16 protein-coding genes are annotated in these 18,698 nt (G+C 71.7%); 10 read left to right on the top strand and 6 right to left on the bottom strand.

Annotation, left to right across the window (positions count from 1 at the left end):
• Positions 1-145 precede the first annotated feature (145 nt).
• The 5 genes from AC0666_RS21365 to AC0666_RS21345 all read left to right on the top strand — a co-directional run bounded on the left by AC0666_RS21365 (position 146) and on the right by AC0666_RS21345 (position 6,938).
• Positions 146-1,330, top strand: a complete 1,185-nt coding sequence (locus tag AC0666_RS21365) for a sensor histidine kinase (RefSeq protein ID WP_478708135.1) — start codon at positions 146-148, stop codon at positions 1,328-1,330.
• A 134-nt stretch (positions 1,331-1,464) separates the two neighbouring features.
• Positions 1,465-2,754 carry a sensor histidine kinase gene (locus AC0666_RS21360; protein ID WP_478708134.1) on the top strand — a complete coding sequence of 430 codons (1,290 nt, stop codon included), beginning with the start codon at positions 1,465-1,467 and terminating at the stop codon, positions 2,752-2,754.
• Between the two features lie 198 nt (positions 2,755-2,952).
• The gene (locus tag AC0666_RS21355) at positions 2,953-3,612 is read left to right on the top strand and encodes a response regulator transcription factor (RefSeq protein ID WP_361718887.1); all 660 of its coding nucleotides are present in this window, start codon (positions 2,953-2,955) and stop codon (positions 3,610-3,612) included.
• Between the two features lie 322 nt (positions 3,613-3,934).
• Positions 3,935-5,878 (top strand): 2-oxoacid:acceptor oxidoreductase subunit alpha, encoded by a 1,944-nt coding sequence (locus tag AC0666_RS21350; RefSeq protein ID WP_468962783.1) that lies wholly within the window; start codon positions 3,935-3,937, stop codon positions 5,876-5,878.
• Positions 5,871-6,938, top strand: coding sequence for a 2-oxoacid:ferredoxin oxidoreductase subunit beta (locus AC0666_RS21345; RefSeq protein ID WP_468584955.1), 1,068 nt, complete (start codon positions 5,871-5,873; stop codon positions 6,936-6,938). Before AC0666_RS21350 ends, AC0666_RS21345 begins: the two co-directional genes overlap by 8 nt.
• Positions 6,939-7,015: 77 nt before the next feature.
• Here AC0666_RS21345 and AC0666_RS21340 read toward each other — a convergent pair whose 3' ends face one another.
• Positions 7,016-7,399 (bottom strand): winged helix-turn-helix transcriptional regulator, encoded by a 384-nt coding sequence (locus AC0666_RS21340; RefSeq protein WP_468962781.1) that lies wholly within the window; start codon positions 7,397-7,399, stop codon positions 7,016-7,018.
• A 133-nt stretch (positions 7,400-7,532) separates the two neighbouring features.
• On the opposite strand from AC0666_RS21340, the gene AC0666_RS21335 reads away from it, so the two are divergent.
• From AC0666_RS21335 to AC0666_RS21325, 3 genes are all read left to right on the top strand, one after another.
• The gene (locus tag AC0666_RS21335; RefSeq protein ID WP_478708133.1) at positions 7,533-8,387 is read left to right on the top strand and encodes an SDR family oxidoreductase; all 855 of its coding nucleotides are present in this window, start codon (positions 7,533-7,535) and stop codon (positions 8,385-8,387) included.
• A 125-nt stretch (positions 8,388-8,512) separates the two neighbouring features.
• Entirely contained in the window at positions 8,513-9,466 is a 954-nt protein-coding gene (gene rarD, locus AC0666_RS21330; RefSeq protein WP_468962777.1) for an EamA family transporter RarD, read from the top strand.
• A gap of 205 nt (positions 9,467-9,671) precedes the next feature.
• Positions 9,672-10,991 carry a M28 family metallopeptidase gene (locus AC0666_RS21325; RefSeq protein ID WP_468962775.1) on the top strand — a complete coding sequence of 440 codons (1,320 nt, stop codon included), beginning with the start codon at positions 9,672-9,674 and terminating at the stop codon, positions 10,989-10,991.
• Between the two features lie 42 nt (positions 10,992-11,033).
• Here AC0666_RS21325 and AC0666_RS21320 read toward each other — a convergent pair whose 3' ends face one another.
• The 4 genes from AC0666_RS21320 to AC0666_RS21305 form a co-directional block, all read right to left on the bottom strand.
• Positions 11,034-11,450, bottom strand: a complete 417-nt coding sequence (locus AC0666_RS21320; RefSeq protein WP_361718779.1) for a hypothetical protein — start codon at positions 11,448-11,450, stop codon at positions 11,034-11,036.
• Positions 11,447-11,650: a ribbon-helix-helix domain-containing protein gene (locus AC0666_RS21315; protein ID WP_329380861.1), complete on the bottom strand. Its 204-nt coding sequence runs from the start codon at positions 11,648-11,650 to the stop codon at positions 11,447-11,449. Before AC0666_RS21315 ends, AC0666_RS21320 begins: the two co-directional genes overlap by 4 nt.
• A 105-nt stretch (positions 11,651-11,755) precedes the next feature.
• Positions 11,756-12,949, bottom strand: coding sequence for a LolA family protein (locus AC0666_RS21310; RefSeq protein WP_478708132.1), 1,194 nt, complete (start codon positions 12,947-12,949; stop codon positions 11,756-11,758).
• 213 nt (positions 12,950-13,162) lie between these two features.
• Positions 13,163-14,173, bottom strand: coding sequence for a polyprenyl synthetase family protein (locus AC0666_RS21305; protein WP_468584964.1), 1,011 nt, complete (start codon positions 14,171-14,173; stop codon positions 13,163-13,165).
• A 237-nt stretch (positions 14,174-14,410) separates the two neighbouring features.
• On the opposite strand from AC0666_RS21305, the gene AC0666_RS21300 reads away from it, so the two are divergent.
• Entirely contained in the window at positions 14,411-16,420 is a 2,010-nt protein-coding gene (locus AC0666_RS21300; RefSeq protein ID WP_478708131.1) for a CocE/NonD family hydrolase, read from the top strand.
• A 40-nt stretch (positions 16,421-16,460) separates the two neighbouring features.
• Here AC0666_RS21300 and AC0666_RS21295 read toward each other — a convergent pair whose 3' ends face one another.
• Positions 16,461-17,300, bottom strand: a complete 840-nt coding sequence (locus AC0666_RS21295) for an HAD family hydrolase (RefSeq protein WP_468962769.1) — start codon at positions 17,298-17,300, stop codon at positions 16,461-16,463.
• Between the two features lie 141 nt (positions 17,301-17,441).
• On the opposite strand from AC0666_RS21295, the gene fahA reads away from it, so the two are divergent.
• Positions 17,442-18,665: a fumarylacetoacetase gene (gene fahA, locus AC0666_RS21290; protein WP_468584969.1), complete on the top strand. Its 1,224-nt coding sequence runs from the start codon at positions 17,442-17,444 to the stop codon at positions 18,663-18,665.
• Positions 18,666-18,698: the final 33 nt, after the last annotated feature.

The following is an 18,698-nucleotide window of genomic DNA, read 5'->3' as shown; positions in this document are numbered from 1 at the left end:
CCGTTCCTCGCTCCTTGGCCGCTGTCGGTGATCTGGTACGGACGGGAGTCTAGGGCCTGGTCCCCGCGGGGTGGGGTTATCCCCCGTTCACTGCGGCCCGGCTCCCCCATGGCATGCGCCCGGCGGAATTGGCAGGCTGAGGCGCATGACCGTGAGCCTTCAAGTCTCCCACCAAGCCGCCGAAGACGGCGGGCTGCCTCCCGTCCGCCCTGCCCTGGGTGCCGTGGCCTGGAAGGAGATTGCCCATCTGCTGGTCAATCTTCCGCTGGCGCTTGCCGGGTTCCTCTACACCGTGTGCATGGTGTCGACCGCGGGTGGTCTGTCCGTGACCGCGATCGGTCTTCCGCTGCTCGCAGCCGGTTTGGCGGTGTCTCGCTGGTTGGGACGGTTCGAGCGGGCCCGGGCGCGGTGGCTCCTGGGCGTACGGGTGGAAGAGCCGAGCCCGCTGCCCGGGTGGCGGCGGTCCGGGGGGTTCTTCCCCTGGCTGTGGATCGCCGTGAAGGACCCGGTGGCCTGGCGGACGGTGCTGTTCGAGCTGGTGCGGCTGCCCTGGGGGGTGTTGACGTTCTCGGTGACGCTGACCGGGCTGTTCGTGCTGTGGCCGGTACTGCCGTACGTGTCGCGGGCCCTGTCGGACGTGGACCGGGCGATGGTACGGGGGCTGCTGTCGCCCTCTGACGGGCTGGAGCGGCGGATCGCGGAGCTGGAGTCCGACCGGGGGGTGGTGGTGGACACGGCCGCGGCCGACCTGCGGCGCATCGAGCGGGACCTGCACGACGGGGCGCAGGCCCGGCTGGTGGCGCTGGCGATGGGGCTGGGCCTCGCGAAGGAGAAGCTGCTGGAGGACCCGGACGCGGCGGCGGCGATGGTCGACGAGGCCCACGGCGAGGTGAAGCTGGCCCTGCAGGAGCTGCGGGACCTGGCGCGGGGGATCCACCCGGCGGTGCTGACGGACCGGGGGCTGGACGCGGCGCTGTCGGCGGTGGCTTCGCGGTGCGCGGTGCCGGTGAAGGTGGCGGTGGACCTGCCGGAGCGGCCGGCGGCCGCGGTCGAGGGGATCGCCTACTTCACCGTGTCGGAGCTGCTGCAGAACATCAGCAAGCATGCCGGGGCCCGCGGCGCGGGCGTGGAGCTGTGGCGGGCGGACACCCGGCTGCTGATCCGCGTGTCCGACGACGGCCGGGGCGGTGCCGGTATCCGGCGGGGCGGCGGAACGGGCCTGGCGGGGCTGGCGGAGCGGATCGGGGCGGTGGACGGGGTGTTCGCGGTGGACTCCCCGGAGGGCGGGGGCACGGTGGTCACGGCGGAACTGCCGTGGCGCGCCCGCTGACCGGATGACCGGCGGATCCCCGGGGTGGGGTTAACCCCCGGGGGCGGACGCCGACCCGCCCGATGGTGCGCGGGCGCACGCGGGCGGGAGGGTGGGGACATACATCAGGCGCGGGGAAAGGCGGGGCGGGGATCATGGGTGTCGTTGCGGTGTTGCGGGCTCCGGTGGCGGGGCGGACCTGGCAGGAGCTGGGGTACCTGTTGCTCGGGCTGCCGCTGAGCATCTGCTACTTCACCGCCGCCGTGACCGGCGTCAGCCTCGGTGCCGGACTGCTCGTCACCTTCCTCGGGGTCCCCGTGCTCGCCGGGGTGCTCGCCCTGTGCCGCGGCTTCGGACGGATCGAGCGGGTCCGGGTGCGCGGGCTGCTCGGCGTGGACATGGCCGATCCCGCTCCCGTCCGGGCCGGCAAGCCGGGGCCGCTCGCCACCGTGGGGGCGCTGCTCAGGAACGGCAGCGCCTGGCGGCACGTCCTGTACTCCCTGGTCCACTTCCCGTGGGCGGTCTTCGGCTTCTGCGTGGCCGTGACCCTGTGGACGACCGGGTGGGCCCTCCTGCTGTACCCCGTCTGGTACTGGGTGTTCCCGGAGCACGCCGGCGAGCGCGAGGTCCTGGTGTTCCAGAACGGCGACCACGCGATCTCCCTGGATTCACCCACCGGGACGGCCCTGGCCTGCCTGGCCGGGCTCCTCGTCACCCTGGCCACGCCCTGGGTGATCCACGCCCTGGCCACCGTCGACCGGCTGCTGGTCACCGCGCTGCTCGGCCCCTCCCGCCTCGACCACCGGGTCAGCGAGCTGGAGTCCGACCGGGGGGTCGTGGCCGACACGGCGGCGGCCGACCTGCGGCGCATCGAGCGGGACCTGCACGACGGGGCGCAGGCGCGGCTGGTGGCGCTGGCGATGGACCTGGGGCTCGCGAAGGAGAAGCTCGCGCAGGATCCGCAGGCCGCGGCCCGGATGGTGGACGAGGCCCACGGCGAGGTGAAGATCGCGCTCCAGGAGCTGCGTGACCTGGCCCGCGGGATCCACCCGGCGGTGCTGACCGACCGGGGGCTGGACGCCGCGCTGTCCTCCGTGGCCGCCCGGTGCACCGTCCCGGTGAAGGTGGCGGTGGATCTGGCCGAGCGGCCGGCGGCCGCGGTCGAGGGGATCGCCTACTTCACCGTGTCGGAGCTGCTGCAGAACACCAGCAAGCACGCGGGGGCCCGGGTCGCGAGCGTGGACGTGTGGCGGTCCGGGGACCGCCTGCTGATCCAGGTCGCCGACGACGGCCGCGGCGGCGCACGGACCGACGGGGCCGGGAGCGGACTGGCGGGGCTCGCCGAACGGCTCGACGCCGTCGACGGGGTGCTGGTCGTGGACTCCCCCGTCGGTGGCGGCACCACCGTCACCGCCGAGCTGCCCTGGCGTGGGCGCTCGGCCTGACCGGCCCGGCGGCCGGCCGCCGGCATCCCGGCGGCCCTCCCGGCTCGGCCGCCGCCCGGCTCCCCGGGGCACCGACCCGCAGCCGTTCGTTGATCCAATTACGCCTACACCGGCCCTTGAGGCTGGGATGCTTGGCTGGGACAGCGACAACGGGGATGTGCGGTGCGGATGCGGGAGCGGCGAGTCGTGGAAGACAGGGTGCGGGTGGTCATCGCCGAGGATTCGGTGCTGCTGCGTGAGGGGCTGACCCGGCTGCTGACCGACCGGGGGCATGACGTCGTGGCCGGCGTGTCCGACGCGGAGGCCCTGCTCAAGACGGTCGCCGAGCTGGCCGCGGAGGACGCGCTGCCGGATGTGGTGGTGGCCGACGTACGGATGCCCCCGACCCACACCGACGAGGGCGTACGGGCGGCGGTACGGCTCAGGCGCGAGCACCCCGGGATCGGGGTCCTGGTGCTGTCCCAGTACGTGGAGGAGCAGTACGCCACGGAACTGCTGGCCGGGTCCAGTACCGGCGTGGGGTACCTCCTCAAGGACCGGGTCGCCGACGTGCGGGAGTTCGTGGACGCCGTCGTCCGCGTGGCCCGGGGCGGCACCGCCCTGGACCCGGAGGTGGTGGCCCAGCTGCTCGGCCGCAGCCGCAAGCAGGACGTGCTGGCCGGTCTGACCCCGCGGGAGCGCGAGGTGCTGGGGCTGATGGCGGAGGGCCGGACCAATTCCGCCGTGGCCAAGCAGCTGGTGGTGAGCGACGGGGCGGTGGAGAAGCACGTCAGCAACATCTTCATGAAGCTCGGCCTGTCCCCCAGCGACGGGGACCACCGACGCGTCCTGGCCGTCCTGACCTATCTGCGCTCGTGACGGGCCGGGCGGGCCCGCGGGGGCCGTGATCGCGGATTTCCGCGCCGGTCCGACCTTGATCGGAATCTTGATCGACTGACACCCTGTCAGGTACGGCGGTTACCGCGCCTGGCCGAAGGGGCTCGCACTATTTCCTGCACGGCGCGAGATCCCGGAACGTCTCGGAATCTCTCGGAATCTCTCGGAATCTCTCGGCATTCTTCCGACAGACCGCCGCAAGACGACGGTCCAGAATATGAGCGTCCCCGAGGAAGGTCATCCCGACCGACGTAGGGTTGGCCTTGGGAGCGGGAACGCCACGCCTCGAAGGAGGTCCAGTTCAGTGACCAGCCAGGTCAGTAGCCCAGCCGAACAGGCCGACGGCGCCGAAGGGGCTGTAGTCGGCGAGCAGCGGACACCCCCGGGCCCGGGCGGCAAGGAAGTGCGCCGCCTCGACCGGGTGATCATCCGGTTCGCGGGTGACTCGGGTGACGGCATGCAGCTCACCGGTGACCGGTTCACCTCGGAGACGGCGTCCTTCGGCAACGATCTCTCGACACTGCCGAATTTCCCGGCCGAGATCCGCGCGCCTGCCGGGACCCTGCCGGGCGTCTCCTCCTTCCAGCTGCATTTCGCCGACCACGACATCCTGACGCCGGGCGATGCCCCGAACGTACTGGTGGCGATGAATCCGGCGGCGCTGAAGGCGAACATCGGGGACGTGCCGCGGGGCGCGGAGATCATCATCAACACCGATGAATTCACCAAGCGCCCGATGGCGAAGGTCGGCTACGAAACCTCCCCGCTGGAAGACGGCTCCCTGGGGGCCTACAACATCCATCCGGTCCCGCTGACCACCCTCACGGTCGAGGCCCTGAAGGATTTCGGGCTGTCCCGCAAGGAGGCGGAGCGCAGCAAGAACATGTTCGCGCTGGGCCTGCTCAGCTGGATGTACCACCGGCCGACCGAGGGCACGGAGACCTTCCTGCGGCAGAAGTTCGCCAAGAAGCCGGAGATCGCCGAGGCGAACGTGGCGGCGTTCCGGGCGGGCTGGAACTTCGGCGAGACCACCGAGGACTTCGCGGTCTCGTACGAGGTGGCCCCGGCCACCCGCGCCTTCCCGACCGGCACGTACCGCAACATCTCCGGGAACCTCGCCCTGTCCTACGGGCTGATCGCGGCGAGCCGCCAGGCCGATCTGCCGCTCTACCTGGGCTCGTACCCGATCACCCCGGCCTCGGACATCCTGCACGAGCTGAGCAAGCACAAGAACTTCGGCGTGCGGACCTTCCAGGCCGAGGACGAGATCGCCGGCATCGGCGCGGCGCTCGGCGCGGCCTTCGGCGGCGCGCTCGGCGTGACCACGACCTCCGGCCCCGGTGTGGCGCTGAAGTCCGAGACCATCGGCCTCGCGGTCTCCCTGGAGCTGCCGCTGCTGATCGTCGACATCCAGCGCGGCGGCCCGTCCACCGGCCTGCCGACCAAGACGGAGCAGGCGGATCTGCTCCAAGCCATGTACGGCCGCAACGGCGAGGCCCCCGTCCCCGTGGTGGCCCCGCGCACTCCGGCGGACTGCTTCGACGCGGCGCTGGATGCGGCCCGGATCGCGCTGACGTACCGGACGCCGGTCTTCCTGCTCTCGGACGGGTACCTGGCCAACGGCTCCGAGCCGTGGCGGATCCCGGACGTGGCGGACCTGCCGGACCTGCGGGTGCGGTTCGCCTCGGGCCCCAACCACGAGCTCGCGGACGGCACCGAGGTCTTCTGGCCGTTCAAGCGCGACCCGCACACCCTGGCCCGCCCCTGGGCGGTCCCGGGCACGCCGGGTCTGGAGCACCGGATCGGCGGCATCGAGAAGCAGGACGGCACGGGCAACATCTCGTACGACCCGGCCAACCACGACCTCATGGTCCGCACCCGCCAGGCCAAGATCGACGGCATCGAGGTGCCGGACGTGGAGGTCGACGACCCCGACCAGGCCGGCACCCTCGTCCTGGGCTGGGGCTCCACCTACGGACCCATCACCGCCGCAGTACGCCGGCTGCGCACCGCCGGGGTCCCCGTCGCGCAGGCACACCTGCGCCACCTCAACCCCTTCCCGCGGAATCTGGGCGAGGTCCTGAAGCGTTACCAGAAGGTAGTGGTGCCGGAGATGAACCTCGGGCAGCTCGCGATCCTCATCAGGGCGAAGTACCTGGTCGACGCCCAGTCGTACAACCAGGTGAACGGAATGCCGTTCAAGGCGGAGCAGCTCGCGAAGGTTCTTGAGGAGGCCATCAATGACTGAGGTGACGGACGCTCCCACCCTGCTCTCCCTGGTGCCCAAGGCACAGGCCAAGCAGTCCATGAAGGACTTCAAGTCGGACCAGGAGGTCCGATGGTGCCCGGGCTGCGGGGACTATGCGGTGCTCGCGGCCGTGCAGGGCTTCATGCCCGAGCTGGGGCTGGCGAAGGAGAACATCGTCTTCGTCTCCGGCATCGGCTGCTCCTCGCGCTTCCCGTACTACATGAACACCTACGGGCTGCACTCGATCCACGGCCGCGCCCCCGCGATCGCCACGGGCCTGGCCACCTCGCGCCGGGACCTGTCGGTGTGGGTGGTCACCGGTGACGGCGACGCGCTCTCCATCGGCGGTAACCACCTGATCCACGCCCTGCGGCGGAACGTCAACCTGAAGATCCTGCTGTTCAACAACCGGATCTACGGCCTGACCAAGGGCCAGTACTCGCCCACCTCCGAGGTCGGCAAGATCACCAAGTCCACGCCGATGGGCTCTCTCGACGCGCCCTTCAACCCGGTGTCGCTGGCGCTCGGCGCCGAGGCCACCTTCGTGGCCCGTACCGTCGACTCCGACCGCAAGCACCTCACGGAGGTGCTGCGCGCGGCCGCCGACCACCAGGGAACGGCGCTGGTGGAGATCTACCAGAACTGCAACATCTTCAACGACGGCGCCTTCGAGGTCCTCAAGGACCAGGAGCAGGCCCAGGAGGCCGTGATCCGGCTGGAGCACGGCAAGCCGATCCGCTTCGGCGCCGAGGGCCACAAGGGCGTCGTCCGCAACCCGGCCACCGGTGACCTTGAGGTCGTCGCGGTCACCCCGGAGAACGAGGCGCGGATCCTGGTGCACGACGCGACGCTCGCCAGCCCGACCACCGCGTTCGCCCTGTCCCGGCTGGCCGACCCCGACACGCTGCGGCAGACCCCGATCGGGGTGTTCCGCAATGTCGAGCGGCCCGTGTACGACACGCTCATGGCGGAGCAGCTCGATGCGGCGGTCGACGCCAAGGGCAAGGGCGACCTCAGCACGCTGCTGACCGGCAACGACACCTGGACGGTCGTCGGCTAGGGCGTCGCGAGGCGCCCGGCCGCAGAGCCATCCGGCCGCAGTGCCGCCGGCCCGTGAGCCGCCGAGCCCGGAGTTCCTCAGGAGCTCCGGGCTTCGTCGTACGCGGCGCGCGCCGCCTGCACGTCCGGGGTGCGCCGCTCGGTCCAGCGCGCGAGGGCCCACACCTGCTCGGCGGCCTCGCGCCCGAGGGGGGTGAGCGAGTAGTCCACCCGCGGGGGGATCACGGGCTTCGCGTCGCGCAGCAGGAAGCCGTCGCGCTCCAGCGTCCGGAGGGTCTGGGTCAGCATCTTCTCGCTGACGCCGCCGATCTCGCGGCGCAGTTCGCCGAAGCGGTGGGAGCGCTCGACCAGGGCGGCCAGGACCAGGACGCCCCAGCGGCTGGTGACGTGTTCCAGCACGCCCCGCGAGGGGCACATCGGTGCCTTCACGGAGACTTCCCTGCTCTCGTCGCTTACTTCCATGGCAGTAGCTTACTTTGAAGTGGGTACTTACGAAAGGTTAGCGCTTTCATTTAGCTTGGTGGCACAGCCGGATCCGACCGCCCCCCGCGACCGACGGACCCGGCAACAGACCCCACCGCAAGGAGCGCACCCCATGAGCATCGTCGTCACCGGAGCCACCGGAGCCCTCGGCCGCCTCGTCGTCGAGGAACTGCTGGAGCAGGTTCCGGCCGAGCGCGTCGCCGTCGTCGTCCGCAGCAAGGAGAAGGCCGCCGACCTGCCCGCGCGTGGCGTCGAGGTGCGCATCGCGGACTACGACTCCCCCGAGACCCTGGCCGGCGCCTTCCGCGCCGGCGACCGCGTGCTGCTGATCTCCGGCAACGAGGTCGGGCGCCGTGTGCCGCAGCACACCGCCGTCATCGAGGCCGCGAAGGCCGCCGGCGTCGCCCAGCTCGCCTACACCGGGATCCTCGGCGGCCCCGAGGCCGACTTCGACCTGGCCGCCGAGCACCAGGTCACCGAGCAGGCCATCCTCGACTCCGGCCTGCCGTACACCTTCCTGCGCAACGGCTGGTACCACGAGAACTACACGGGCCAGCTGGGCACGGTGCTGGAGCACGGCGCCGTCGTGGGCAGCGCGGGCGAGGGCCGGATCGCCTCTGCGGCGCGCGCCGACTACGCGGCCGCCGCGGCCGCGGTCCTGACCGGCGAGGGCCATCTGAACCGGGTCTACGAGCTGTCCGGTGACACCGCCTGGAGCCTCGCGGAGTACGCGGCCGAGGTCGCGGCGCAGTCCGGCAATGAGGTGGGGTACTCCGAGGTCCCGGCGGACACGCACCTGTCGATCCTGACCGGCGCCGGGGTCCCCGAAGGCTTCGCGGCGATCCTCGTCGACGTGGACGCGGCGATCTCCCGCGGCCGACTGGCCCACACCGGCGGAGACCTGTCCCGGCTCATCGGGCGCCCGACCACCCCGGTGGCCCACGCGATCGCCTCGGCACTGGCCTGAGCCCGCCGGGCGCCCGTCCCGCAAGGCCGCGAAGATGTCATGAGTATCTCGCGTAGACGGGCATGACATCCGCCCCGTACGGCGCTACCTTCGTGAAGTTGGCCGAAACACGTACGGGAGGCCCCGTGAAGGCAGAGAACGAGCAGCGCACGGGTCTGCTCTACGGATTCGGCGCATACGGGATGTGGGGGCTCGTCCCCCTCTTCTGGCCGCTCCTCAAGCCTTCGGGGGCCGTCGAGATCCTCGCCCACCGCATGGTGTGGTCGCTGGCCTTCGTCGGCGTGGTGCTGCTCGCACTGCGCCGCTGGGGCTGGATACGCGAGCTGTTGCGCCAACCCCGCAAACTGGCCCTGACCGCCCTGGCGGCCTCGGTGATCTCCGTGAACTGGGGGCTCTACATCTGGGCCGTCAACCACGGGGCCGTGGTCGAGGCCAGCCTCGGGTACTTCATCAACCCGCTGGTCACCATCGCGATCGGCGTGCTGGTCCTCGGCGAGCGGCTGCGCCGCGCGCAGTGGGCGGCGGTCGGCATCGGCGCGGCCGCCGTGCTGGTGCTCGCCGTCGGGTACGGGAGGCCGCCGTGGATCTCACTGGTGCTGGCCTTCTCCTTCGCCACGTACGGGCTGATCAAGAAGAAGCTCGACATGGGCGGCGTGGAGTCGCTGGCCGCCGAGACCGCGCTGCTGTTCCTGCCCGCGCTCGGATACCTGCTGTGGCTGGGCGCGCAGGGCCGGTCCACCTTCGCCGCCGAGGGCCCCGGGCACTCCGCCCTGCTCGCCGCGACCGGGCTGGTCACCGCGATCCCGCTGGTGTTCTTCGGCGCGGCGGCGATCCGGGTTCCGCTCTCCACCCTCGGGCTGCTCCAGTACATGGCCCCGGTGTTCCAGTTCGGGCTGGGCGTCCTGTACTTCCACGAGGCCATGCCGCCCGAGCGCTGGGCCGGGTTCTCCCTGGTCTGGGTGGCGCTCGCCCTGCTCACCTGGGACGCGCTGCGCACGGCGCGGCAGTCCCGGATCCGGCTCGACGCGCTGCGCGCCGCCGGGCCGTCGCCGACCGCACCGGCCCACGAGCCGGCGTAACACCGCTCCCCATACCCCCACGATCCCCGCTGCGGAACCTCCGCATCGGGGATCGTCCGTTTTCCGAACCACCCTGACCGGATCCCGGTCTTGACGCGCCGTCATATCTCACTCAACATCGGGCTCGCACTGACGCACGATCGCTCACCTGCGCCACCCCCGCACGTTCCGTTCCATCCCCAACGGAATCCCGGAGAGCCCCCACATGAGCCTGTCCGTCTCCCGGCGTCTTGCCGCCGGTACCGCCCTCGCGGTCGCCGGCCTGTTCGTCTCCACCGCCCCCGCCGCACTGGCCGCTCCCACGGCGGTCGCCGCGGCCCCGACTCCGCCCGACATCCCACTGGCCAACGTCAAGGCGCACCTCGCCCAGTTCCAGACCATCGCCAACGGCAACGGCGGGAACCGCGCCCACGGCAGGGCCGGCTACAAGGCCTCGATCGACTACGTGAAGGCGAAGCTGGACGCGGCCGGCTTCACCACCACGCTGCAGACCTTCACCTCCAGCGGCGCCACCGGCTACAACCTGATCGCCGACTGGCCGGGCGGCGACCCGAACTCCGTGCTGATGGCCGGTTCGCACCTGGACTCGGTGACCGCGGGTCCCGGCATCAACGACAACGGATCCGGTTCGGCCGCCGTACTGGAGACCGCGCTGGCCGTGTCGCGCGCTCAGCTCCAGCCCACCAAGCACCTGCGGTTCGGCTGGTGGGGAGCGGAGGAGCTGGGACTCGTCGGCTCCAAGTACTACGTCAACAACCTGCCGAGCGCCGAGAAGGCGAAGATCTCCGGCTACCTGAACTTCGACATGATCGGCTCTCCCAATCCGGGGTACTTCGTCTACGACGACGACCCGACGATCGAGCAGACCTTCAAGACCTATTTCGCGGGACTGAACATCCCGACGGAGATAGAGACCGAGGGCGACGGGCGCTCCGACCACGCCCCCTTCAAGAGCGCGGGCATCCCGGTCGGCGGCCTGTTCTCCGGCGCCGACTACACCAAGACCGCGGCGCAGGCCCAGAAGTGGGGCGGCACCTCCGGTCAGGCCTTCGACCGCTGCTACCACTCCTCCTGTGACACCACGGCGAACATCAACGACACCGCCCTGGACCGCAATTCCGACGCCATCGCCTACGCGATATGGAACCTCGGGGCGGCCACGCCGGTACCGCCCGGCCCGTCCTTCGAGAACACGGCGGACGTGAACATCCCGGATTCCCCCGGCGCCGCGGTGACCTCGCCGATCACGGTCTCCGGCGTCACGGGGAACGCCCCGGCCACCACCAAGGTCGACGTGAACATCGTCCACACCTACCGCGGTGACCTGGTGGTCGACCTGATCGCCCCGGACGGCACGGCGTACCGGCTGAAGAACTCCTCCGGTTCGGACTCCGCGGACAACGTGGTGGCGTCCTACACGGTCAACGCCTCCAGCGAGGTCGCCAACGGCGTCTGGAAGCTCCAGGTCAAGGACGTCGCGGCGCAGGACGTCGGCTACATCAACAGCTGGAAGATCACCTTCTAGGAGGCGGGCGCCCGGGAGGGGCCGTCCCGCAGGGCGGGCCGCCTAGGAGGACGCCCCCTGCGAGGACGGCCCGGCGGACTGCGGCTCCCGGATCAGGGCGCGCAGTTCCTCGGCCACCGCGCAGACGTCCGCGCGGCCCAGCTTCGCCGCCTCCACCAGGTCGCCGAGCTCCTCCGGGGAGGGCAGTTGCGTGGCTCCCGCCACCCGCAGGTACGAGCGGGTGGCGGCGGCCGCGTAGAACTCGTTCATCGGCGATTCCAGCGCGGGGCACACGGCGAGCGTGTGCAGGAACGCAGCAGCCCGCCACGCGGTGTCCGGGGCGGGCTGTTCGGGCACCAGGACGAGGTCGTTCTGGTGCCGGGCGACCGCGGCGGCCACCCCGGACGGATCCCATACGGCGGGATCGGACGGGAGATGGTGGGCCAGAGCCGTCCAGGCCCACTCCATGGTGATCTTCAATTGCCGAACCGCTCCTGGAAGTAGCCCCAGTGGTCGGCGAACTCATCTATCCCGGAGAGGAAGTTCTTCCGGTCCTCGTCGAGTTCGCGTTCCGTCACCTCTGTGATCAGCGCGGTGACCGTCGTCCCCAGCGCCGCCGCGCGCGCCTTCAGGCGTTCGTGGAACTCTTCGTCCAGGCGGATGGTGACGTGTCTCGACATGTCCTTCACCGTACAGCGGGGCCGCTGTACGCAGGGCCGGAACAGCCGAAGGGTGGGCAGGGACACAGTCCCCGCCCACCCTTCGGGCACACCCCTCACACGGGGTTACTTGTTGGCATCGGCCGCCTGCACCAGGGCGTCCTTGGTGACCGCGCCGACATAGACCTTGCCGTCGTCCGTGATGAGGGCGTTGACCACGCGGGTCTTGAAGAGCCGGCCCTCGCCGAACTTCCCGCTGACCTTGTCCCCGAGGCTGCTCAGGAACTGCTTGGCCTCCTTGGGGGCGTTCTTGTCGTTCTCCAGCTCCTTGAGGCTCTTGCCGGCGCCCGTGTCGATGCGGGCGATCGTCGCCCAGCCCTCGCCGAGCACCTTCGCCTCGCCCTTGCCGCCCGCTCCGCCGGTCAGGCCCTCAAGGCCGGGGAATGACTCCAGGCCCTTCCACTCCTTGCCGCCCTTGCCGTCCTTGCCCGGGGCGTGGTCGGCGCCCTCGGTCACCTTGGCGCCCTTGGGCGGGGTGAAGGTGAAGGTGTCGGCGGACGGCTTGGCGAAGTCCACCTTGGTGAAGCCGGCGTCGACGATCGGCTTGCCGCCCTCGGTCGCCAGCAGCTGGACGCGCAGCGGGACGCCGTTCTTCGCATCCACCGCGATCTTGACCGAGGCGATCGTGGAGCCGCTCTGCTTCGGCTTCAGCACCAGCTGGTAGGCGTCCCGGCCGGCCACCTGCGCGGTGTCGCCCACGCTGACGTCCGTGGTCGGGCCCGCGGCCTTCAGGATGTCCTGGGCCAGCTGCTGGGGCGATCCGGCCGGCCCCTCGGCCGGCTTCCCGGCGTCCTGGTTCTTCTCGTGCCAGACCTCGTTGGCCTTGCTGTCGTATCCCCAGACGTCCGCGCCGTTGTGGACGACGCTGTACTCGTCCTTGCCGTCCACGAACGTGAGCTTCTGGCGGTCCGGCCCGTCGGCGGCGACCCGTACCGTGTGCGTCCCGCTCGCCAACTGGGCGATCCGGTCCTCCGGGTTGGCCGAGCCGCCGGCCCCGCCCGCGCCGCCCGCCCCGCCGAGCAGGCCGCTCGCCAGGGAGGGCAGGCCGAGGTCGGTGCTGATGCGCGCACTTCCGGACAGCTGCTGCACCTCCGAGGCCGCGATCTTCTCGATCAGCTGCTGGGCCGTCACCCCCGGCAGGTCCGGGCTGCCGGAGTTCGCGAAGGCCGGGACCATCGCCACGGTCGCGGCGGCCACACCCGCCACCGCGACCGGAACGGCATACCGTGCGGCCTTGCGGGTCTTTGCGTTCGTTGCCATGTCTGCCCTACCCCTTTGTCACCCGATCTGGTGGCGTTGTGTCTCTATCTGACCAAAGGGGAGGGGGTCGGGGCGTCACTCCGCGGACTCAACTCCGCGTACGCCCCAGGGATGACACGCACCGGGCCCTGTGTCCCCTACCCGTAGGGGACACAGGGCCCGGGCCTCTGCCTTCGGTCGTACGCGGCTCACCGGAACCGGGGACCACGCCGCCTAGCCGGCGCGGTGCACCACCGCGTCGCACAGCTCCTCCAGGGCCGACTTCGCGAAGCACTCGGGCAGCGGGGCGAGCGTGGCCCGTGCGTCCTGCGCGTAGCGGATGGTGTCCCGGCGGGCCTGTTCCAGCGCCGGGTGCACCCGCAGCCGGGAGAGCACCTCGGCGTGCCGCGCGTCGTCGGTGAGGTCGCCGTCCAGGAGGCGTACCAGGTCGAGGTCCTCGGCGGCCCCGCCCTGGGCCGCCATCTCGCGCAACCGCAGCACGGGCAGCGTGGGGATGCCCTCGCGCAGGTCCGTGCCCGGGGTCTTGCCGGACTCGTGGGAGTCGGAGGCGATGTCGAGGACGTCGTCGGCGAGCTGGAAGGCGGTGCCGAGGCGCTCCCCGTACTGGGTGAGGATGTCGACGACCGACTCGTCGGCTCCGGACATCAGCGCGCCGAACCGGCCGGAGACCGCGATCAGCGAGCCGGTCTTGCCGGCGATGACGTCGAGGTAGTGCTCGACGGGGTCGCGGCCGTCGCGCGGACCGGCCGTCTCCAGGATCTGGCCCGTCACGAGCCGCTCGAAGGCCTCGGCCTGGATGCGTACGGCCTCCGGCCCGAGGTCGGCCAGGATGTGCGAGGCGCGGGCGAAGAGGAAGTCACCCGTCAGGACGGCCACCGAGTTGCCCCAGCGGGCGTTGGCGCTGGCCACTCCGCGGCGTACGTCCGCCTCGTCCATGACGTCGTCGTGGTAGAGCGTCGCCAGATGGGTGAGCTCCACGACCACGGCGGAGGGCACCACTCCCGGCGCGTACGGATCGCCGAAACGGGCGGCGAGCATCACCAGCAGCGGCCGGAACCGCTTGCCGCCGGCCCGCACCAGGTGTTGTGCGGCCTCGGTGATGAAGGGGACTTCGCTCTTGGTGGCCTCCAGCAGACCCGCCTCGACGGCGGCCAGTCCGGCCTGGACATCGGTCTCAAGAGCCTGGTCCCGCACGCTCAGTCCGAACGGCCCGACGACGGTCACGAGGGGTACTCCTGTCTGCTGACGATCACGCTGACGATCACCTGGATTGTCGATGTGTCGCTGCCATCACTCAAGCCAGCGTATCCGGTCTGTTTTCGATCACCGAGAGCGCCCGTCATGTCGCCGCCCGCGCACCGCCCGATACACGCCGGTATGTTTCATGATGGGGCGGAACGACCGGAGCATGCCTTTCAGCCAGAAGCGCGACCGACCTGGCGGACCGGGGAGTCGAATCCGATGATCATCCGTACCGACTTCCCCTACGACACCGCCCACGAGGACGTCCGCATCCCCCTGCAGGACGGCGTCGAACTGTACGCCCGGATCTGGCGCCCCCGGACGGACGAGGCGGTTCCGGCGCTGCTGGAGTACCTGCCCGGCCGGCTGACGGACCGGACCGCCCCGCGCGACGCACAGCGCCACCCGTGGTACGCGGGCCACGGTTACGCGTCGGTCCGGGTGGACGTACGGGGCCACGGCTGCAGCGGAGGGAGTCCCGGCGACGCGTACGGCGCCCAGGAGGCCGCCGACGGGGCCGCGGTGGTGGAGTGGCTCGCGCAGCAGCCGTGGTGCGCCGGCCCGGTGGGGATGTTCGGGATCGGGCGGGGCGGTACCGGCAGCCTCCGGATCGCCGCTCTGGCGCCGCCGGCCCTGAAGGCGGTGGTCGCTGTCTGCTCCACGGACGACCCCTACGAGAACGGCGTCCACTACTGGGGCGGCTCGGCGACGGCCGCGGGCATGTGCGCGCGGTCGGCGGCCCTGACGGCCTTCGCCGCGCGCCCGCCGGATCCGCTGTTCGCCGGCGACGGCTGGCGTGAGCAGTGGCTCGCACGGCTGGAAGCGGTCGAGCCGCCGCTCCACACCTGGCTGGCGCACCAGACCCGGGACGCGTACTGGCACCTCGGCAGCGCCGGTGAGGACCTCGGGGCGGTCGGCGCGGCGGTGCTGGCGGTCGGCGGCTGGCACGACCCCTTCCGGGACACGGTGCTGCGGCTGCTGTCCGCCCTGCCCGCCGACCGGGTGCGCGGGCTGATCGGCCCGTGGGCGCACCGGTACCCGGACCACGGGCTGTCGCCCGGCCCGGCCGTCGGCTTCCTCCAGGAGACGCTGCGGTGGTGGGACCACTGGCTCAAGGGCGCCGACAACGGGGTGATGGACGAGCCCCTGCTGCGTTCCTGGATCTCGGGGTCGCACCGGCCGGCGACGGCGTACGAGCACCTGGAGGGCCGCTGGGCCGGCGACCCGGCGTGGCCCTCCCCGGCCGTCGCCCCCGTCACCTACGGGCTCCAGGGCGCACCGGTGATCGTGGCCTCGCCCCAGCACACGGGCGTGGACGCCGGGCGGTTCGTCCCCTCCGGCGACGACGCCGACCTGCCGCCCGACCAGCGGGAGGAGGACGCGAAGTCGGCGTGCTTCGAGTTCCCCGTGCCGGACGCCGGCCCGGTGGAGGTCCTGGGCCGGCCGCAGGTCACCCTCCGGCTGCGGCTGGACGTGCCGTACGGGCAGGTGGTCGCGCGGCTGTGCGACGTGGCCCCGGACGGCGCTTCCACCCTCGTCACGCGGGGGGCGCTGAACCTCTCGGCACGCCGGGGCCGGGAGAAGGCGGTGCCGTGGCCGCTGGGCGCCTACGAGGACGTGTCCTTCGAGCTGAGCGCCATCGGGCACGCCTTCCCGCCGGGCCACCGGATCCGGCTCGCGCTCTCCTCGGCGTACTGGCCCTGGGTCTGGCCGCGGGCCGGTTCGGAGACGGGCTGGACGCTGGAACCGGCGGGCAGCGCCCTGACCCTGCCGGTGCGGTCCGCGGCTGCTGCCGCGGCGGACTCCGGGATCGTGTTCGAGGCCCCGGAACAGGCGCCGCCGCTGGCGGTGGCGGTTCCGGCCACGCTGGACGAGCCGGTGCCCGGGCGGCTCGTCGTACGGGACGTCGCGAGCGGGACGTGGCGCCTGGAGGTGGATCCCCGGTACGGGGGCACGCGCATCTACCCGGACGGACTGGAGGTCGTCGAGGAAGCGCTGGACGTGTACGAGATCCAGGAGGCGGATCCGTTGTCGGCGCGGACCCGCTCGGACTGGCGGATCCGCATGCACCGGCCCGAACTGGCGTGGGACACGCAGGTCGAGACCCATGCGGAGACCACCTGCGACGAGGGCGGCTTCGTCGTGGCGAACGAGGTGGTGTGCAGGGAGGGCGACGAGGTGGTCTTCCACCGCACGTGGCAGCGCCGCCTCCCCCGCGCGGCGACCTGAGGGCCGGACGGCCGGCGCCCGGACCTGAGGGGCAGCCCCCTCAGCCGAACAGCCGCTCCAGGACCACCGCGATGCCGTCGTCCTCGTTGGACAGCGTGACCTCGTCGGCCACGGCCACCAGCTCCCGGTGCGCATTGGCCATCGCCACCCCGCGCGCCGCCCACGCGAACATCGGGATGTCGTTCGGCATGTCACCGAAGGCGATCGTCGACCCCGCCGCCGCGCCCAGGACCTCCGCCGCCAGCGCCAGCCCGCTCGCCTTGTCCACGCCCGGCGGCTGGAGTTCCACGGTGTGCTCCCCCGCCATCGTCACGTTGACCAGGTCCCCGACCACCGACCGCGCCACCCGGGTCAGTTCGTCGTCGTCCAGTTCCGGGTGCTGGAGCAGCACCTTGTTGATCGGCGAGGCCCACAGGTCGGACCGGCGCCGCACCCGCACGGTCGGCAGGTGCGGGTGCCACATCCGGTAGCCGGGCCCTATCAGCATCTCCGCGTCCACGCCCTCCTGGTTGACCGCTGCGTAGACCTCCCCGATCTCCGCCTCGATCTTGCCCAGCGCCACCTCCGCCAGGTCCCGGTCCAGCGGAACGGAGTGCAACAGGCGCGCGCCCGCCACGTCGTACACCTGCGCGCCCTGCCCGCACACCGCGAGCCCCGTGTAGCCGAGGCCGTCCAGGACGTGCCGGACCTGGGGAACGGGGCGCCCTGTGACGATGATGTGCTGGGCGCCCGCGGCGCGCGCCCGCGCGAGCGCCGCGTACGAGCGGGCCGAGACGGTGTCTCCGGCCCGCAGCAGGGTCCCGTCCAGATCGGTGGCCACGAGTGCGTAGGGGAGGGCGGAATGCACGGCGGAATGCACGGAAGTCACGGCGGAAGTCACGGGCGCAAGGATACGGACCCCATTGGACAAGTCCTACAAATAGCGCCCGAATCCGGCCTCCCGCAGGCCCCACCAGCCACGTAACGTGTCAACAAGCCCCCGGGACACCCCCGGACCACATCGAAAGCGAGGCAGCACCCCATGCCCCAGCAGAGCCCCCTCGATGTCCCCGAGGGCGACCCGTTCGGGCCGCACAACCTCCCGTACGGCGTCTTCTCCACGCCCGAGGAGCCGCGCCACCGCATCGGTGTGCGCATCGGCGGCCACGTGCTCGACGCGGGGGCGGTCGCGGCCGCGCTCGGCTCCCCGTACGCCGCACTGCTCGGGCAGACCTCCCTCAATCCGCTGCTGGCCGCCGGCCGCCCCGTCTGGCGCGACGTGCGGCGTGCGCTGACCGCCTGGGTGACCGACCCGGGCCACCGCGCGACGGTCGAGCCGCACCTGACGCCGCTGGACGCCGTCACCCTGCACCTGCCCTACGAGGTCGCCGACTACGTCGACTTCTACGCGAGCGAGCACCACGCCACCAACGTCGGCAGGATCTTCCGCCCCGACGGCGACGCGCTGACGCCCAACTGGAAGCACCTGCCGATCGGTTACCACGGCCGCTCCGGCACCATCGTCGTCTCCGGCACCGAGGTCGTGCGCCCCAGCGGCCAGCGCAAGGCACCCGCCGACCCGGCGCCCGTCTTCGGGCCGTCGGTCAAGCTCGACATCGAGGCCGAGGTCGGCTTCGTCGTCGGCACCCCCTCCGAACTGGGCCGTCCGGTGCCGCTCGGCGAGTTCGAGGACCACGTCTTCGGGCTGTTCCTGCTCAACGACTGGTCGGCGCGCGACATCCAGGCCTGGGAGTACGTGCCGCTGGGCCCCTTCCTCGGCAAGTCCTTCGCCACCTCCGTCTCCGCCTGGGTGACCCCGCTGGACGCCCTGGAGGCCGCCCGGGTCACTCCGCCCGCCCGGGACTTCCCGCTACTGCCCTACCTCGACGACGCCGGGGCCGAGACCCCCGGCGGCTTCGACCTGCACATCACCGTCTCCATCAACGGGCAGGAGGTCGCGCAGCCGCCCTTCGCGTCGATGTACTGGACCGCCGCGCAGCAGCTCGCGCACATGACGGTCAACGGGGCCTCCCTGCGGACGGGCGACGTGTACGGCTCGGGCACGGTCAGCGGCCCCGAGGTCGGCCAGCGCGGTTCCCTGCTGGAGCTGACGTGGAACGGACGCGACGCCATCGAGCTCGCCGACGGCAAGCGCACCTTCCTGGAAGACGGGGACACCGTCACCCTCACCGCCTGGGCCCCGGGCCCCGACGGCACCCGGGTCGGCCTCGGCGAGGTCACCGGCCGCATCGTGGGATCCCGCTAGTCCGAACTGTGAACGGCGGGGTGGCGGATCTTT

This window comes from Streptomyces sp. NPDC043680, assembly GCF_056436685.1.
This window is presented reverse-complemented; position numbering and strand designations above follow the sequence as displayed.

What these genes read in the sequence shown, in the direction of transcription:
- AC0666_RS21310 (WP_478708132.1), bottom strand. Translation starts at nt 12,949, where the DNA reads ATGGCAACGAACGCAAAGACCCGCAAGGCCGCACGGTATGCCGTTCCG.
- AC0666_RS21315 (WP_329380861.1), bottom strand. Translation starts at nt 11,650, where the DNA reads ATGTCGAGACACGTCACCATCCGCCTGGACGAAGAGTTCCACGAACGC.
- AC0666_RS21325 (WP_468962775.1), top strand. Translation starts at nt 9,672, where the DNA reads ATGAGCCTGTCCGTCTCCCGGCGTCTTGCCGCCGGTACCGCCCTCGCG.
- fahA (WP_468584969.1), top strand. Translation starts at nt 17,442, where the DNA reads ATGCCCCAGCAGAGCCCCCTCGATGTCCCCGAGGGCGACCCGTTCGGG.
- AC0666_RS21340 (WP_468962781.1), bottom strand. Translation starts at nt 7,399, where the DNA reads ATGGAAGTAAGCGACGAGAGCAGGGAAGTCTCCGTGAAGGCACCGATG.
- AC0666_RS21360 (WP_478708134.1), top strand. Translation starts at nt 1,465, where the DNA reads ATGGGTGTCGTTGCGGTGTTGCGGGCTCCGGTGGCGGGGCGGACCTGG.
- AC0666_RS21335 (WP_478708133.1), top strand. Translation starts at nt 7,533, where the DNA reads ATGAGCATCGTCGTCACCGGAGCCACCGGAGCCCTCGGCCGCCTCGTC.
- AC0666_RS21345 (WP_468584955.1), top strand. Translation starts at nt 5,871, where the DNA reads ATGACTGAGGTGACGGACGCTCCCACCCTGCTCTCCCTGGTGCCCAAG.
- AC0666_RS21365 (WP_478708135.1), top strand. Translation starts at nt 146, where the DNA reads ATGACCGTGAGCCTTCAAGTCTCCCACCAAGCCGCCGAAGACGGCGGG.
- AC0666_RS21300 (WP_478708131.1), top strand. Translation starts at nt 14,411, where the DNA reads ATGATCATCCGTACCGACTTCCCCTACGACACCGCCCACGAGGACGTC.